This is a genomic window from Alicyclobacillus sp. SO9 (assembly GCF_016406125.1).
Lineage (GTDB): Bacteria > Bacillota > Bacilli > Alicyclobacillales > Alicyclobacillaceae > SO9.
The window spans coordinates 4,267,748-4,285,497 of record NZ_CP066339.1; the positions used below are offsets into that span (position 1 = coordinate 4,267,748).

Annotated in this window: 10 protein-coding genes; 6 read left to right on the forward strand and 4 right to left on the reverse strand. The window is 47.5% G+C overall.

Annotation, left to right across the window (positions count from 1 at the left end):
• Nucleotides 1-87: 87 nt before the first annotated feature.
• Nucleotides 88-1,575 (reverse strand): aldehyde dehydrogenase family protein, encoded by a 1,488-nt coding sequence (locus tag GI364_RS20000; RefSeq protein ID WP_198850951.1) that lies wholly within the window; start codon nt 1,573-1,575, stop codon nt 88-90.
• Between the two features lie 236 nt (nt 1,576-1,811).
• Between GI364_RS20000 and GI364_RS20005 the strand changes: the two genes are divergently transcribed.
• Entirely contained in the window at nt 1,812-3,806 is a 1,995-nt protein-coding gene (locus tag GI364_RS20005; protein WP_198850952.1) for a DNA gyrase/topoisomerase IV subunit B, read from the forward strand.
• A 13-nt stretch (nt 3,807-3,819) separates the two neighbouring features.
• Nucleotides 3,820-6,264 carry a DNA gyrase/topoisomerase IV subunit A gene (locus tag GI364_RS20010; RefSeq protein WP_198850953.1) on the forward strand — a complete coding sequence of 815 codons (2,445 nt, stop codon included), beginning with the start codon at nt 3,820-3,822 and terminating at the stop codon, nt 6,262-6,264.
• 144 nt (nt 6,265-6,408) lie between these two features.
• On the opposite strand, the gene GI364_RS20015 is transcribed toward GI364_RS20010, so the two are convergent.
• Nucleotides 6,409-7,716 (reverse strand): citrate (Si)-synthase, encoded by a 1,308-nt coding sequence (locus tag GI364_RS20015; protein WP_198850954.1) that lies wholly within the window; start codon nt 7,714-7,716, stop codon nt 6,409-6,411.
• A 796-nt stretch (nt 7,717-8,512) separates the two neighbouring features.
• On the opposite strand from GI364_RS20015, the gene GI364_RS20020 reads away from it, so the two are divergent.
• Nucleotides 8,513-10,021, forward strand: coding sequence for a malate:quinone oxidoreductase (locus GI364_RS20020; protein ID WP_198850955.1), 1,509 nt, complete (start codon nt 8,513-8,515; stop codon nt 10,019-10,021).
• 52 nt (nt 10,022-10,073) lie between these two features.
• Here GI364_RS20020 and GI364_RS20025 read toward each other — a convergent pair whose 3' ends face one another.
• The gene (locus tag GI364_RS20025) at nt 10,074-11,405 is read right to left on the reverse strand and encodes an MATE family efflux transporter (protein ID WP_198850956.1); all 1,332 of its coding nucleotides are present in this window, start codon (nt 11,403-11,405) and stop codon (nt 10,074-10,076) included.
• A 312-nt stretch (nt 11,406-11,717) separates the two neighbouring features.
• Here GI364_RS20025 and GI364_RS20030 point away from each other — a divergent pair, with 312 nt between their 5' ends.
• The 3 genes from GI364_RS20030 (at nt 11,718) to dctP (ending at nt 15,613) form a co-directional block, all read left to right on the forward strand.
• The gene (locus GI364_RS20030; RefSeq protein ID WP_198850957.1) at nt 11,718-12,659 is read left to right on the forward strand and encodes a LysR family transcriptional regulator; all 942 of its coding nucleotides are present in this window, start codon (nt 11,718-11,720) and stop codon (nt 12,657-12,659) included.
• 180 nt (nt 12,660-12,839) lie between these two features.
• Nucleotides 12,840-14,582, forward strand: coding sequence for a thiamine pyrophosphate-requiring protein (locus tag GI364_RS20035; RefSeq protein WP_198850958.1), 1,743 nt, complete (start codon nt 12,840-12,842; stop codon nt 14,580-14,582).
• A 41-nt stretch (nt 14,583-14,623) separates the two neighbouring features.
• Complete coding sequence (dctP, locus tag GI364_RS20040) at nt 14,624-15,613, forward strand: TRAP transporter substrate-binding protein DctP (protein WP_198850959.1); 990 nt, start codon at nt 14,624-14,626, stop codon at nt 15,611-15,613.
• Between the two features lie 84 nt (nt 15,614-15,697).
• Here dctP and GI364_RS20045 read toward each other — a convergent pair whose 3' ends face one another.
• Nucleotides 15,698-17,485: an IS1634 family transposase gene (locus GI364_RS20045; RefSeq protein ID WP_198850960.1), complete on the reverse strand. Its 1,788-nt coding sequence runs from the start codon at nt 17,483-17,485 to the stop codon at nt 15,698-15,700.
• Nucleotides 17,486-17,750: the final 265 nt, after the last annotated feature.

The window sequence follows — 17,750 nt, forward strand, 5'->3', positions numbered from 1 at the left end:
TCAGGCGTTCTAGCGACTGTCGATTCTAGTATTAACACTCGTGCCTCAGTACTGTCGCACTGTAACTGCCGACCCCCAGCAGGCACGTTATTCGTACAGCGTAATGATTTGGTCTTCCAACTCCACGTACACATTTTTCACCTGGGTGACATCATCAAGAGCTTCTGTGCCAAGTTCGCGGCCCATTCCAGACTGCTTGTAGCCTCCAAAAGGCGCCTCTACACACAGGCGGTTGTACTGATTAATCCAGACCGTACCGAGACGCAGTTTTCTAGCCATGCGCAAGCCCCGTTTTATGTTCTCTGTCCATACGGCACCAGCCAAACCGTAGCAGGACTCGTTTGCCAGTTTCACTGCTTCATCTTCGTCATGGAAGCGAATAATACTTGCCACAGGTCCAAAGATCTCCTCTTGGGCAATTTCCATGCTGTTGTCCACGTCCGCAAACACGGTTGGCGCCACGAATGCACCGTCCGGACACCCCTCCACAGAAACCTTTTCTCCGCCGCAAAGCAGTTTTGCTCCTTGACTCTTCCCAGATTCAATGAAGTGCATAACCTTATCAAACTGCTGACGATGCACGAGACTGCCAACTCTTGTCTCCCAGTCCATGGGATGGCCGATAGGAAGCCGTTTTGCTCGCCTCACGAAAGCTTCCACAAACTCGTCGTAGATGCTGTCCTGTACGAGAATTCGCGTGCCCGCAATGCAGACTTCTCCCTGGTTCATAAACGCCCCAAGGACGGCACCGTCCAATGCTTGCTCCAAATCTGCGTCTGCGAACACAATATTGGGACCCTTTCCTCCCAACTCGAGAGTGACCTTTGTCAAGCTCTTCGCGGCCGATGTCATGACGCTCTTCCCTGTCCTGGTCGATCCCGTAAAACTGATTTTATCCACATCTTCATGCTCGGCCAACGCCTGCCCGACTTCTGGTCCAAAACCGCTAATGACATTGAACACACCAGCGGGTACACCCACCTCTTCTGCAATCTTAGCTAGTTCAAATGCAGTCGACGGTGTGTATTCTGACGGCTTTAAAACAACTGTGTTGCCAGCCAAGAGCATTGGCGCCACCTTAAAAGCTGCCAGCAGCAACGGAAAGTTGAACGGTACAATAGCTGCCATCACACCAATAGGTTCCCGAAGCGTAAAGTCAAGCGCATTTTGTGGAAGAGCGACCTGACGACCCCCAAGTTCTGCTGTTAATTCGGCAAAGTACTCAAAGCAATCTGCTGCCAGGTGAATATCTATGACCGAGGTTTCAATGATGGGTTTGCCGCTGTCCAGTGTCTCCATTTCCGCCAAAGTGTCTACGTTGTTACGAATTTCTTCCCCAATGGCCCGGAGCAACCGCGCGCGTTCCGGTGCATTCAGGTGACTGGACCACTCGTCTTTGTCAAAGGCCTGACGGGCTGCTGCCACCGCTCTGTCCACGTCCGTTTTCGTTCCGTCTGGAACAGTCGCAACAACCTCTCCGTCTGCAGGACAAACGCTTTCAAAACGCCTGTTGGAATCAGATTCTATCCATTTTCCGTCAACGAAGTGCTGATAGCTTCGTACGGTCTCGCTCACATATCTCCCTCCTTGTTACCCTTACAAACCTCATTATACTATTCATCCGACTGTTTGGTAGAAATAATTTATTCAGAACATTAAAAGAACACGGAAACAAGGACACCTGCCATTCATGGAGAATGTATAAGACGCACATGATACAACAGCTTCTGATATGGTGTACGGATGTAAAAGTTGACAACACGTAGGCTACACTCGTAATGTGAAGCCATCATTTTAACGGAGGAAACAACATGTCTATAGAAGCACCAACGACATACAATGAGTCTTCAATTCATGTTCTCGAAGGCCTTGCCGCGATTAGAAAGCGCCCAGGAATGTATGTGGGCGGTACAGGTGTGCAGGGATTCCACCACTTGTTCAAGGAAATCATCGACAATGCAGTGGATGAAGCCTTGGCCGGATACTGCAATCGCATCGATGTCATCATTCATGAAGACAACAGCCTGTCTGTCAACGACAACGGACGAGGCATTCCCTTTGGTATGCATGAAACAGGAAAGCGAACCATAGAGGTTGCGTTAACTGTGCTTCACAGCGGCGGCAAATTTGGGGAAGAAGGCAGCGGATATAAGGTGTCAGGAGGGCTGCACGGCGTCGGCCTGACAACGGTCAACGCTTTATCCAAGTGGCTTGAAGTCACGATTGTACGCGATGGAAAGCAATATGTTCAAAAATACATCAGCGAAACGATTGTAAAAGACGGGAAAGAACGGGACATTATTGGTGAACCTCAGGAACCAACGATTACACCTGTACAGGGGCACCCGTCAGGAACAAAAATTCGCTTCTTGCCAGACGCGCAAATCTTCGGCAACATCCACTTCCAAAAAGGCATCATTGAAGAGCGCATTCGGATGATGGCGTACTTGAATTCAGGCCTGACCATTACACTGACCGATGAGCGGAATCACGACGAGACGCAGGTCTTCTGTTACGAAGGTGGTCTTGCCGAGTTTGCAGTGTTTTTGAATGAAGACAAAAGGCCATTACAAAACCCTGTGTCTTTTTCCGGCACAGCGCAGAACGTCAGCGTTGAAATTGGCCTGCAGTACACAGAGGGCTATGCCGAGACTTTTGCGAGTTTCGTCAACTGTATTCCTACGAAAAGCGGAGGTACCCATGTTCGAGGCTTTAAAACCGCGTTTACCCGTACCTTTAACGATTACGCCAAGACCAACGGTCTCTTAAAGGAAAATCAGGATAACCTGGAAGGAGACCTCATTCGCGAAGGCATGACCGCTGTATTGTCGGTCAGTATTGAAAATCCTGAGTTTGTCGGGCAAACAAAGGACGAACTGGCGAATCGCGAGGTACAGAATATTGTCAGCAGCATTGTCTCCGAACAATTAGGAGCCTATCTCGACAAGAACCGTGACTTTGCAGAAACTGTCATTGAAAGGGCTTTGGTCTCCAAAAGAGCGCGTGAAGCTGCAAAAAAGGCGTCTGAAGACATTCGAACCGGGAAAAACAAGAAGGACAAGAACGGCAGAAGAAAGGTTCTCGTAGAGAAGTTGACGCCGCCGCAAAGCAACGACTTTGACAAAAACGAACTGTTTATCGTAGAAGGGGATTCTGCAGGCGGTTCAGCAAAACAGGGCCGTGACTTTCGCCATCAAGGCATACTGCCCCTGCGCGGTAAATCTTTGAACGTGGAAAAAGAGAACGACCTTTCCAAAATCCTGAAGAACGCCGAGATTGCCGCTATTGTCGATTCCATCGGAGCCGGCATCGGAGCATCCTTTGATTTGGAACAGTGCCGCTATGGAAAAATTATCATCATGAGCGACGCCGATCCCGACGGCGGGCACATTCAGTCCCTCCTCATCACCCTGTTTTATCAGTACATGCGGCACCTGGTTGAAGCCGGGCGCTTGTATATCGCCATGCCCCCTCTGTATAAAATTAGTTATAACAAGGGAAAAGGCAAGAAGAAGCAACAAGAAGTGCAGTATGTGTGGACGGACGAAGAGTTGGACCAGCTGCGTGCCGAACTCAACCAAACTAAGACAGCGTTTGAATTGCAGCGCTACAAAGGTCTGGGTGAGATGAACCCCGAGCAACTCTGGGAAACCACTATGTGCCCGGAAACCAGAACACTGATTCAGGTTGAGGTTGCAGACCCTAGTGTTGCCGAGCGCAGAATCACGACCTTAATGGGCAACAAATCAGATTTGCGAAAACAGTGGCTGTACGAACACGTCGACTTCAACTCTTACGAAGAATAGAGGGGTTTCCAAGATGTCAAATACCGAAAAAACGATTTTGACGGACATTTCCGAGCTGCTGGGAGACCGATTTGGACGCTACTCCAAATACACCATCCAGCACCGCGCAATCCCTGATGCGCGCGATGGCCTAAAGCCTGTGCAACGCCGCATTTTGTATGCGATGTATCTCGCAGGCAACACGCATGACAAAGGCTACCGTAAATCTGCAAAGACGGTAGGAGACGTCATGGGGAACTACCACCCCCACGGCGACTCGTCGATTTATGAAGCCATGGTGCATTTGGCGCAGCCGTTCAAAACGAATCAACCGTTAATCGACGGTCACGGAAACTGGGGCTCAATCGACAAGGACCCCCCCGCCGCAATGAGGTATACAGAAGCCAGGCTCTCGCCCTACGCTTTGGAACTCCTGGCAGACATCAAAAAAGACACAGTCCGGATGGTTCCAAACTTCGATGAAACCACGACTGAGCCTATTGTGTTGCCAGCGCGGCTGCCAAACCTGCTGATTAACGGCGCATCAGGGATTGCCAGCGGCTTTGCGACAAACATTCCACCCCACAATCCGAAGGATGTTGTGGAAGCTTGCACTGTCTATCTCAAGAACAAAAATGTGACCAATGAAGAATTAATCGAGATTATTAAAGCCCCGGATTTCCCTACAGGCTGTGAAGTAATGGATACCGATGGAATTCGTGCCATTTATACAACGGGATCGGGCAGCTTTGTCATGTCGGCTCGAATGGAGCGGGAACAGCCAAAAAAAGGCGGACCTCAACTGGTTTTCTCCCACTTACCGTATAACGCCGTAAAACAGCAAATTGTCGTTGCTTTGCAGGAGATTGTGCTGAATCGAGACATTGAGGGAATTGTGGAAGTCCGGGACGAAACAGACCGCAAACACGGAATGACTGGTGCTCGTATCGTTGTCGAACTAAAGCGGGGCTTGACGGAAGATCAGATGGATTCCATCGTTGCCTACCTGTATAAAAACACCGACTTGATGTCCTACTACCGCGCGAATATGACAGCCATCGTCAACGGCAGTCCTGAGAAAATGGACCTGAAGAAATTTGTTGCGGCCTATATTGAGCATCAACGAGAGATCATCCGCAATCGTACCCAGTTCGATCTCAACAAGGCAAAGGAACGCTTCCACATTGTTGAAGGCTACATTAAGGCTCTGGACAGTCTCGATGAAGTCATTGCTATTATCCGAGGGTCCAAAGACCGAAAAGACGCAGTTGAACAACTCATAAGCCGTATCGAACTGACAGAGATCCAGGCCAATGCAATTCTCGATTTACGTTTGTATCGCCTGACCAACATGGAAATTGACAGTTTTAAAAAAGAGTGGGAAGACTTGCAAAGAATCATCCGCAAACTAGAAGGCATTCTTTCATCTGCAACAAAACTAGATAAGGTCATTGAAAGAGAACTGAGCGAATTTGTAAAAAACTATACATATGAACGCCTGTCTCCGATTAAGGAAGAAGTCAAACAACTCAATGTAGACGTCAGTATGACCATTCCTGAAGAAGATGTATATGTCGTATTAACCAGAAACGGCTACATCAAGAGACTTAGCAAAAGAGCGTACATGGGTATCGAGCGAATCGAAGGAATTAACTTGAAACTAGGAGACAGCGTCCAAACCACCGTATCCGCCAAGACAACGGACACACTGCTCCTGTTTACTTCAAGCGGCAGCTACTATTCACTACTGGCTTACAGAGTTCCGGAAGGAAAATGGAAAGACGAAGGCAGTCCGCTGCACACTGTGCTTCCAGTCGGGAATGAGGATAAGATTGTGGCGATTCTTCCCATAGAAGACTTTGAAGCAGAATTATCCTTGTGCTTTCTCACTGCGCAAGGAATGGCGAAGAAGACGAGCTTGAAAGAGTACAAAACTGACAGGTCTGTCGCTGTGCGGGCATTAAAACTAAAGGACAAGGACGAACTGAGAGACGTGTTTGCGGCCAACGAAGATGAACGGTTCATCACTGTTACAGAACGAGGATTTGTCGGTTTATACGACCAGCCAGATGTCCCGCTTGCCGGCAAAAACACGCTTGGCGTAAAAGTCATATCGCTGAGCCGAAACGATTCGGTGCTGCAAGGATACAGAGTAGGAAAAGATACCCCGTTCCAAGTCATCCTGTTTGAGCAGCACGGTTACTACCGCATTGTGCCGTCGCAGCGCCTGCCAGGAAAAAAACGAGGCAACAAAGGAACCCAGGCCTGGAAAAGCTTGAAATCTGAAGACCGGATTGTAACCGGACTGCTTGCGCACGGTATGCTGCAAAGGCCGCTTGCTGGTGCCTATATCGTTGATGGACGACAGTTGGAGAAATTCGAACTGGATGTAACACCAACAGCCGCACTTCCTGTGCAATACGCGCCACTTGACTTACATTCTGTGGTTACAGATATTATTACAATGCCGCAGAAATAAGGAAAACACCAAATGCTGGCCCGACTTAAAAATTCAGCGGGGACAATCCCCGCTGAATTCAACCTGTAAGTATTTCGAACCCACTCATGGCATATTACTATCTACCTGTGATGTACGGTTAAACCATGTTGCGTCTACGCCGTATTACTGAATACCAGCCCATTTTTCGAGCATGTCTGTCGTGACAGATTTTGGTCGCTCGATGGGATAACCAAGGGCTCTGTCCCAGATGATGTTTGACAATACTCCCAGTGCTCTGCCAATGCCAAACAGTACCGTATAGAAGTCATATTCAACAATCCCGTAATGCCACTGGATAACACCGGAATGAGCATCCACATTGGGCCACGGGTCCTTGACTTTTCCCAGCGATGACAAAACTGGCGGAACCACTTCAAAGAGCATAGAGACGACTTCAAACAGTGGATCGTCTTGGAGATGTTTCAACGCGAACTCTCTTTGCGCTATGTAGCGTGGATCCGTTCTCCTCAAAACAGCGTGGCCATACCCAGGAATCACTTGGCCGTTTGACAGTGTTTCCTCAACAAACCTCTTCAACTCGTCTTTTGTTGGAACTTTTCCTCCCAGGTTCTTCTCCACAGTTTCTTGAATCCATTTCAGAACTTCCTGGTTGGCGAGACCATGTAACGGGCCCGCTAAACCGCCCATCGCTGCAGAATACGAGTAATACACATCAGACAACGCGGATGCCACCAAGTGGGCTGTGTGGGCAGATACGTTTCCGCTCTCGTGGTCAGAGTGGATGATAAAGTACATACGCGCCACATCGTCATACGGAGTTGCAATTCCCATCATATTGGCAAAATCACCGCCTAAGTCTAAAGAAGGGTCAGAGGCAATGACTGTATCGTCCTTATATTTCAATCTATAAATATAGGCTCCAAGAGTTGGTAACTTCGCCATCAAGTCCAATGCATCTTCGTACATTGATTCCCAACCAGTAGCCTTATTGTATTTACCATTTTTGTAATCTGCAGCAAACTTCGATTCTCTCTGCATCGCCAGAATGCCTGCCGCAAACATGGTCATCGGGTGGGTATCTCTCGGCATAGCCCTTAGGGTATCCTTCACGTACTCAGGGAGGTTTCTTCTGTCTTTAAGGTCTTCGGCCAACTCCTGTGCTTCTTCCAATGTCGGAATATCGCCGGTGAGAAGCAACCAGAAATGGCCTTCTACATAGGGCATTTCAGAGCCCGGTACCTTTGGCAATTTGTCCAGCACCTCGGGAATCGTGTATCCGCGAAATCTGATGCCCTCATCGGGATCGAGATAAGAAATATCTGTTACCAACGATTTAATGCCTCTCATCCCGCCGGCTGCCTGTGCGATTGTAACCTCATCAATCTTGACACTGCCGTACTCCTTCAAAAGTCTGGTTGTACGTTCCCTATGCTGAGTAATTTTTTCAGCCAACTTCTCTTTTAATGACATATAGAATCCTCCCTCAGTAAGTGATGTATATGATTCCCTGTTCTAATGCCGTTAGACCTAGAACAAGTTTCCCCGTTTGTGAAGGGAACTACCTACCCGCAAACTGTGTACACAGAACACGTTCCCCCCCTTCCATATTAGTGCTCCAAATCTGATATGCAATACCAACCACACTGTAAGCGGATACAAGTTTGCCTATCTTATAATTATAGAGATTTCATACAATTTGGAGTGATTTCGGGACGGAACGGTTTATTCCGTGATACACCCTTGTGTGTGCCGACAAATCGTCATTCATTAAAAAGTATTCACCACCTTGAATTCACCACTGAACGCGCTTTCGCTGTCGGCTGTAACGTACCGAGTGTAAGGAAAGCATTAAGAAAATACCCGTTGTTTCCACGAAATGAAAAGGACGAGATTAGCACTCGCCCCGCATGACCTATGTTAAGTATAACTCCAGTCTCGACGAAAACACGTGACAATTTTGTGGATTCTATATAAACTGCACTTTGATTTCCCCAAGACTGTCTAGAAATTCATTGATTCAGATCAAGCCAAAATGAGCGAAAGACTGGTATAAATAGATGTTGAAGCAATAGATCGGCATACTCTCTTTTTACTAGTTCACACTTGCCATATAATAGTATGGGGTGGAAACTGTAATAGTAGCTATAGACTATGATATGGTTAGTAGAGAGACAAAAGGTGTGTTTCGACGAAAGACTCGCTTCTAACAGCGCCGAAGCAGGAGTGCCTACTTTATTCATAATCCACATGATAAGGAAGGTTTGCTATGGAAGGGACACAGAACAAAACTGATGTGATTCTAATTGGAGCAGGTATCATGAGTGCAACTTTAGGATCATTGCTGAAGGAGTTAGCACCTGACTGGAACATCAAAGTTTTTGAGAAACTTGACAGTGCTGGAGAAGAAAGCTCAAATGAATGGAATAATGCCGGCACCGGCCATTCCGCGCTTTGTGAGCTCAACTACACATCCGAAAATGCTGATGGATCAATGGATATCAGTAAAGCCATACGAGTAAATGAACAGTTTCAACTCTCAAGGCAATTTTGGTCTTACTTGGTTGACAACGGGCTGATTCATAATCCAGAAGAATTTATCTCGCCACTTCCTCATATGAGTTTCGTTCAAGGGGAAGATAACGTGAGGTTCTTAAAAAAACGCTTTAACGTCTTGTCAAAGCACCCTCTGTTTCAAGGGATGGAGTTTACTGACGACCCGCAACAGCTAAAAGAATGGATTCCTCTCATGATGGAGGGCCGAACTTCTGATGAGCCTATAGCAGCCACAAAAATCGATTCTGGAACTGACGTGAACTTTGGGGCTTTGACACGAATACTGTTCAGCCACTTGGAGTCCAAGAACGTAAATGTGCAGTACAGACACAATGTAGAAGACATCAAACGTACACCAGACGGATTGTGGGACGTAAAAGTACGTGACATGAACACTGGGATAACTCAGTCTGTGACTTCCAACTTTGTGTTTATCGGCGCTGGCGGCGGCAGCTTGCCTTTGTTGCAGAAGACTGGTATTCCCGAGTCGAAACACGTTGGCGGATTCCCAGTCAGTGGACTGTTTATGGTTTGCAACAACCCTGAAGTTGCAGATTTGCACCATGCCAAGGTCTACGGTAAAGCGAAAGTCGGTGCTCCCCCAATGTCCGTTCCGCACCTTGATACCAGACATATTGACAATAAAAGAACATTGCTGTTCGGGCCATTTGCTGGTTTTTCACCAAAGTTCTTGAAGACGGGGTCCAATTTTGACCTGATAAACTCCGTTAAACCGAACAATCTCGTTACGATGTTGGCAGCGGGACTGAAAGAAATGTCTTTGACTAAGTACTTGGTTCAACAACTCATGCTGTCAAATGAAGACCGGATGGAACAATTGCGTGAGTTTATCCCTAATGCCAAAAGCGAGGATTGGGATATTGTAACGGCAGGGCAACGAGTGCAAGTTATTAAAGACACTGAAAAAGGCGGCAAGGGAACATTGCAGTTCGGGACAGAAGTAGTTAGTTCCTCTGATGGATCAATTGCTGCCTTGCTCGGTGCATCGCCGGGTGCCTCTACGGCCGTTCACGTGATGCTCGACGTACTGGATAGGTGTTTTCCTGGAGAAATGAAATCCTGGCACCCTAAAATCAAAGAAATGATTCCGTCATTTGGCGTCTCGTTGGCAGATTCTCCGGCTTTGTTCCGCGAGATCCATGCCTCCACATCGCAATCTCTTGGCTTAATGGAACCGGAACGAGAATTGGCCTACAGTTGATTAAATTCCAGGGACCCGTGGGAGGCCTCATTGGCCTCCCGTTGTGTTTTGTCTAAACAAGGTGCGTCACGAATGCACGCTTTCTCCGATACCACGTAAAAATCACTGATCGTATCATGTTATCCACAGCAATACTTGCCCACACTGCCGGCAACCCGAACCCCATTCTCCAACCAAAGACGTATACACCAACTGAGCGAATGCACCAGATTCCTATGGTTGTCACCATCATAGGAAACCTAGTGTTTCCTCCGACTTGTATTGTAGCCGTGTCAATCACAACAGAAGACATAAAGGGCTGGGAGATGGTGTCAATGGCCAGAATAACAGTCAACAGGTTGATAACGTGGGTACTGTGTGTGTAAAACTGGGCAATCCACGGACTAAATATGCACAAGAGGCCAGTAATCACGGTCATCGAGACAGCAGCTTGTAAGTAGCTCCATCTCCGATAGGTATCAATCAAGCTTTTATGCCCCCTTCCAATCGCGTTTCCGATGGCCGCTGTGGCGGCAATGGAAAATCCTTCTCCTACGGCAGAGGCAAAGGGTGTCAGTGTCCCAGCGATGTTGTGAGTTGCATATACATCCACACCCATGCGCACAATGATTCCAAAATACAAAACTTGACCAAGTCGCTTGGACAACCGCTCTGCAGCCGCGGGCAGTGAAAATCGCATCATTTGTTTCAGTATGTCTAGTTGCAAAGTCAAATCTGCCTTGGACAGGGCAATGGCTTCCAGGCAGCGGGATTTCCACCACAGCCGTGCCAGAGCATAAATCCGCACCACTAGAAGAGACAGTGCTGCTCCGCGTATACCTAGTGCAGGGATAGGGCCAAATCCAAATATAAGCAGGTAATCCACGACAACGTGAATTGCGTTCATTTCAAGACCGATGCGCAAGGGAATTTTCGTCATGCCGATTGCACGGAATGCAGCGGACTGCGCTGTGAAGAGTGCAATTAAAGGTGCCATCGCCAAGACGATTTGAAAGTACGGTATTGCCGTTTGCAGTAGTGCCCCACGCGCTCCCATGATGCGTAACAGAGGAACCGAAAACAGCACCGAAGCAACACCCAGGACTGTGCCAACAACAAGAACAATGATAAAAGCATGCCAGATGGCAGCTCTGCCGGTTTTAAATTGTCTTGCACCAACATAGCGAGAGAGAGAGACTGACAAGGCAGTTGAAACGGCGGTGAAAACCGCTGTGTAAGTCAGCTTATAGATATTGGTCACACCAACTGCTGCGACTGCTGCCAGACTGATATGAGCAATAAAAATCATATCAACTACGCCTAAAAAGTTTTGCAAGTAAGCTTCTCCAATCGCCGGCCATGCTATTGCAAAAATTCGCCTAGCAGCTTGCGGGACATGACTCACGTAATCCCCCCCCTCCTTCACTACTTCACAGATGCTACTCGTACAAAGGGAGGCCCAACGGCCCCCCGAATATCTTATCAAAAGCTATAGCTCTCTTACATCTGTAGTGATTCAAAAACCCATCAGTCGATTCTGAAGTTTGACAGTTCGGTTTCATATAGAGGAACATTGAGCTGTTTACCAGCGTCCTAAAACCTTATGATATTTATACCGGATTTTATCTAAATTTTTCGTTAACTCCGCCTGATTTTACCACAACCTGCCCAAAACTCACATGTACTATATCGTATTTGAGAATGAGGAGTGAAAGTAGTGGAATTGCGATTATTGGAGTATTTCATGATGGTGTGTGAAGAACTGCATTTTACAAGAGCTGCTGAGCGATTGGGCATCAGTCAACCGACTTTGAGTCACCAAATTCGGGTTTTAGAGTCCCGCCTTAATACACAATTGTTTCATCGCATCGGAAAAAAGGTTTACTTGAGCCAATCCGGCAAAATACTATTTGAACATACAAAACTGGTGTTTTACGAACTAACACAAGCCACCTCAGAAATTAAAGAACTGCAGGGCTTACTCAGAGGAACTTTGGCCATTGGCTGTGCTGGCTCACATCTTTTAACCTCTGCAGCCATGTCATTTCACAGCCGTCATCCTGACATCGAACTCTCCATACTTGACCTCACCAGCAAAGAGACGATTGCCGGCCTTCTAAGTAATAAACTAGACATTGGAGTGATTTTCAAAGCATTCATTGGCCAACATTTTGAGTTTGTACCGCTGTTCAATGAGGAGCTTTTATTAGTGGTGGACAGACACCATCCGCTAGCCAACACACAGCAGATTGAACTGAAAGACTTACAGCGCATACCGCTGTCTCTGCTTCCAACGAAATACCTTATCCGCCAGTTTGTTGACAAATACTGCCACGATGCCGGATTTGAACTTCATCCCAAGATGGAGTTGTCCAGTCTCGAATCTCTGCATCAGATTGTCAGTCTAAAAACAACTGCCACCATTCTAACGAAGTCTTATCTTGCTACTACTCAAGATCCAACAATCTCATCCATATCCATCGAGAACCCAACCCCACAGCAGTCCATTGGTGTTGTATACAGAAAGAACTCATTTCTTGATAAGGGAATGCATGCATTTGTGACTCATTTAATTCAGTACTACACCGAAAACAAATCAGCAATGCAATCAAATCACAGCATCTCTCCATCAATAAAAAATCATAGACAGCATCTATAGGTGTCATACGCACATTGATATTGAAGCTGAACGAACGCCTCCCTATAATGTGTACCATAATCTTTTAGGGAGTCTTTAACGCTAGCTTGAGTGCTTCGTGATACTTCTGAACAGACCCTGATTCACAGCCAGAGAAAGCGCTATCAGAGTGTCGTTACAGAAAGGAGACAGACTTTAAATATGCAAGCACACTCAACAAAAAACGAAACCTTTACGGTTTCAGACGGCCTGCTTAAAACACTTAGTGAGATTGGGGTTCAGTTTATTTTCGCGAATTTAGGGAGTGACCACCCTGCTGTCCTAGAGAGTCTTGCAAAAGCAAATGAAAATCAAGCCTCAAACTTGCCGCGCGTCATTGTCTGCCCTCATGAAATGGTGGCACTGAGTGCAGCCCATGGCTTCGCTCAGGCAACAGGCAAAATGCAAGCCGTGTTCGTTCACGTGGATGTGGGTACTCAGAATATGGGAGGCGCACTGCACAATGCGATGCGCGGCAGAGTTCCCATTTTTATCTTTGCTGGAGCGTCTCCGGCGACACTAGACGGTGAAGCCACAGGGAGCCGAAATGAATTTATTCACTACTTGCAAGATGTATTCGACCAACGGGGTATCGTCAGAGGATACACTAAATGGGACTATACACTACACCTTGGTCAGAATGTCAATCTCGTTGTCAAACGCGCAGCGCAAATCGCCTCGTCCGAACCCAGAGGACCCGTTTACCTCATGGCACCCAGAGACATTCTGGAACAAAGTGCTGATGAGTCTGTTGAGCAGCACAGCCCGCAATTGAAACCGCTTCACCCATCTGCCTTGAGCTCAAACCAGGTTTACGAGATTCTTTCTGAACTTACAAACGCAAATCGACCGCTCATCATTACAAGCTACTTAGGACGCAATCCGTCAGCAGTCTATGAACTAGAGACACTCAGTAATCGATTGGCCGTTCCGGTTATGGAAGCGGGCCCTTTTTACATGAATTTTCCTGCAGATCACCCTTTACATCTTGGATACGAAGACTTTATCAACAAAAACACTTACCTAGAATCGGCCGATGTTGTCTTGGTACTGGACAGTGATATTCCTTGGATGCCCCAAACATCGAAAATACTGTCATCTCTAAAACTCTATTGGATTGATTCAGACCCGCTCAAAGAAGATATCCCGATGTGGTATTACGCAGGTCAAAAGGCGATTAAAGCAGATTCTGGTGTCGCATTAAAACAGTTAAATGAGGCACTGGATGATTTCGAAGTTAATGAGAGCAAGGTTAACCTTCAGAGAACAAATCTGATGAAGGAACACCGTAAACGAGCAGATGAGCGGGTTCAGAAAGAGACTACACCTGAAAATGGCGTAATCACACCGGAGTTTCTAACTCGAGTCATCCGCGAAACGATTGACGATTCGACGATTGTCGTGAATGAGACGATCTCAAACTATGGCGCTACTTGGCGACATCTTCAGCGTACAATTCCGGGCACTTTCTTTGGTAGCGGCGCAAGCTCCCTGGGGTGGCACGGGGGAGCTGCCATCGGAATGAAACTGGCTTACCCTGACAAAACTGTAGTCGCGCTGACGGGTGACGGCGCCTTTCTATTCAGTGTGCCTTCCGCTGTTCAATTGGTAGCAAACCAATTTAATGCTCCCTTTCTCACAGTTATCTTTAATAACGGGGGTTGGAAGTCGCCGAAATTGTCTACACTTGCAGTTCATCCTGATGGGGCAGCAGCCCGGAACTCCGATTTTCACGTGAGCTTTCTCGAACAATCTAATCTCGAGCAAGTTGCGGGTTCGATTGGGGACACGTGCGGCTTTAAAGTGTCATCTCCGACGAATCTTCGAGAAACACTCAAAAAAGCACTTGATATCGTTCAGCATGGGAACCCAGCCGTTGTCAACGTAATACTTCAGAAGCTTTAATTACTGAATTTTTAGAATTAATCAACTTCAGGAGGGGTAAAATGAAGAAGAACTACTACGTTGTATCTATAAGTACACTTTTGGTTATGTCTACAATCGTTGGTTGTGGAGTGTCTGGAGCAACCAAATCGAATGGAAGCAATGCTGCATCCGCAACGAAGTCCGGGGTGATTACATTAAAGGCGGTTTCTGCATGGCCTAAATCCACTCCTGACAACGCGGGTCTGTTTGACCTCATCAAAAAAGTTAATGCGTTGGGTAAAGGAAAAGTCCACATTGAGTATTTAGGCGGACCTTCAGTAATTCCGACTATGCAACAGCCTGACGCTTTGAAATCAGGAACAATGGACATTGATTGGACATCCGCTGGATATACATCCTCTCTTGTACCCGCCGCTAACGCGTTGAAACTTTCAACTTTGACTCCGCAACAGGAACGCAGTCAGGGGGTCACCAAACTGTGGAACACCATTTTCAAACAGATGAACGCTCGATTCCTCTGTCGTGGCGCAGGGTCTCCGAAGGTAAGCTTTCATCTGTATACGACAAAACCCGTAAAGTCCTTAAGTGACTTTAAGGGACTGCCCATGCGCACATCGCCTGCCTACAAGAACTTCCTCACTGCCCTGGGAGCAGCGCCGGTTTCACTTCCTCCTGGCCAAGTTTATACAGCCTTGCAGCGAGGAGTAGTAAAAGGATACGGGTGGCCCGGCTATGGGATTCACAATTTCGGATGGGACAAACTAACAAAATATATGATTGATCCGGGATTTTATCAAGTGGATGATATTGCCCTAATGAACCTAAAAACCTGGAATAGTCTGCCGAAGAACATTCAAGCAATATTTAACAAAGCCGATGTTCAAGTCGAACAGGACATGAAGAAGCATTTTTTGCAGCTTCAGAAGAAAGACGTGGCCAGCATGCAAAAGAAGGGTGTAAAAGTCATTCATTTGAGTTCACAGCAATCCAAGACCTATACGAAGCTAGCGTACAGTTCAGCGTGGAACTCATCCTTGACAGCACCCTAGACCCCGCAAGGGATTGTAGGGGGGATTTTGCCCTACAGCACAAATAGCCCCAAACGGATTGGGGCCGTAAGGATGGGATTCTCGTTAAACGAGTGTGCCTGAAGACGTGTTGCGTAGTTGGATTGCCTTGGCAGGAAGCGGGATACCCAGTGCCTTGAGGACCTCGCTTAGGTTCTGTGGTGGCGGTGGAACGCTGAGGAATTCTTTCCCGAGAAACTCGGCTTTCATCACGTGCCAACGCGAGAGGTCTTTCATGATTCGCTCGCCTGTGTACCAACGGTCATTCAGTTCCTCCAGCCGTTGCTCGCGCTCGTCTGCGTTGGTCATCTGCTCTGCTTCTTGCTCTTGCTGCGCCCACCCACGTCGGTACATCACTTGGATCTCTTGCTCGAACAGATAGGCAAGTACGCAGACGAAGATGTGCCCGCGCACACGTTTTTCATTCCAGTGGTACACCGGCCCTACATCCAGGAAGTTCTTGATCTCTCGAAAAGCCCGCTCTACGTTCATCAACGTTTTGTAGGAAGTAACCACCTGTTCGGCAGGGAGCAACGTGTTGGTCTTAATCACAAACTTTCCGTCGCGTAAGGCTTCTTTGGCGAGGGCCGCCTCATTCCATGTGTAGGAGAGCTTCTGTTCACTGAACTCCACCTCAAGGAACCCCTGTACACCTTTTTTGGTGAGGATGTCACTGACTTTGAGCATGATGGACTGTGTACTTGCTTTTCGCCCGCGATGGGGCTTGTCCAACCACGTCTGGTAGTCCACCAATGCCTGTTCCGCTTCCTCCAATGCCGATGTGCGGAAGGCTTCATCCGCCTTCGCCTTCAGCGGATTGTAGCAGAGAATATAGCGCGCATCTTGCCCTTTCTCATCGTCTTCCACTGCAGATGCGGGCACTTCGAGATAGCTGAGATTTCCGCGCAGCTCAGTGTAGAGAGAGAGGTCACCGTACTGTGCCAATAAGGTGTCGCTAACCACGCGGCCACGTTTGTGGTAGCCCACAATATAGGGATACTCAAGCGCCGCCAACAACTCCGTGTTCTTTTTCGTGACCATACCGCGGTCTCCGACGAACACACATTGTTCAACGGAGAAGTCTTTCTTCAAACGCTCCAGAACTTCCTTGACGGTCTTTTTGTCCGGCGTGTTTCCCGCAAAGACTTCATGGGTAATTGGCAACCCATCCGGAGTCACAAGCAGACCCAGCTCGACCTGTTCCAGGTCCGGCCTGTGGGTTCGTGAATATCCATGCTTGCCAATTGGGCAGTGGTGGCCACTGAGGTGCGTACTGGTCAGGTCATAGAGTACAAGCGATAAACGAAAGTTCAAGAGGTCCGTGAGTCGTTGATAGATAAATGTCTCCAGTTCGGGCTTCATATCCATCAGGTGATCCAGCGCACGATAGAAATGTTGCAACTGCCAGGATTCACCTTCCTCCTCCGGAAGATACATGTCCTCAATCGTATGAAACAAATCCAACTTACTAGACGGATTCATCAAACGGTTACAGACCATGGCCTTTACATAGCGAGCTACGTCAAAGGTGACCTGACGGTCTTTGAGTCCGGTCTCTATCGCCTTGGTCAACCCAAGCTGATCCCACAAAAATTGAACCACGTAGGGAACGCCAAAAGAGAGGGTCGACTTGGGGTCAAAGTCCTCAATCGAACCAGAGGTACGGTTCTGTAGGAGCGATTCAAGGGTACGAATAAACTGCTCAATCTCTTGCTCAGAGTAGTTATCGATGTTACCAAGACTGGCAATCCGACGCTTTTTAACGGTTTTTCCCTCGCGATAGGACTCAACAATATGCATATACCTGTAGGTACGACCATCGGGGCGTTTTGTGGATACAACTTGTGCGAACACTGGGCTCACCACCGCTCATAATATTACCTACAATTATACAATATAAATACTTTTATAACAAGGAAAAAGTTATCCACTGTCCAAACACATTTTGACCTACATTTTTGAGCTCAAAACACAACTTATCAACAGAAAAACCGCGCAACGGCGCGGCTTCGGGATACTGATAACCTACTTTTCCACAGCTAAACTGTCAAAGATGAGGTGGAAAAGCGTATTAAAGCATGCTCCAGACTATGGACTTAAAATCAAGAAGGCACTAGGA

What these genes read in the sequence shown, in the direction of transcription:
- GI364_RS20010 (WP_198850953.1), top strand. Translation starts at nt 3,820, where the DNA reads ATGTCAAATACCGAAAAAACGATTTTGACGGACATTTCCGAGCTGCTG.
- GI364_RS20005 (WP_198850952.1), top strand. Translation starts at nt 1,812, where the DNA reads ATGTCTATAGAAGCACCAACGACATACAATGAGTCTTCAATTCATGTT.
- GI364_RS20015 (WP_198850954.1), bottom strand. Translation starts at nt 7,716, where the DNA reads ATGTCATTAAAAGAGAAGTTGGCTGAAAAAATTACTCAGCATAGGGAA.
- dctP (WP_198850959.1), top strand. Translation starts at nt 14,624, where the DNA reads ATGAAGAAGAACTACTACGTTGTATCTATAAGTACACTTTTGGTTATG.
- GI364_RS20020 (WP_198850955.1), top strand. Translation starts at nt 8,513, where the DNA reads ATGGAAGGGACACAGAACAAAACTGATGTGATTCTAATTGGAGCAGGT.
- GI364_RS20035 (WP_198850958.1), top strand. Translation starts at nt 12,840, where the DNA reads ATGCAAGCACACTCAACAAAAAACGAAACCTTTACGGTTTCAGACGGC.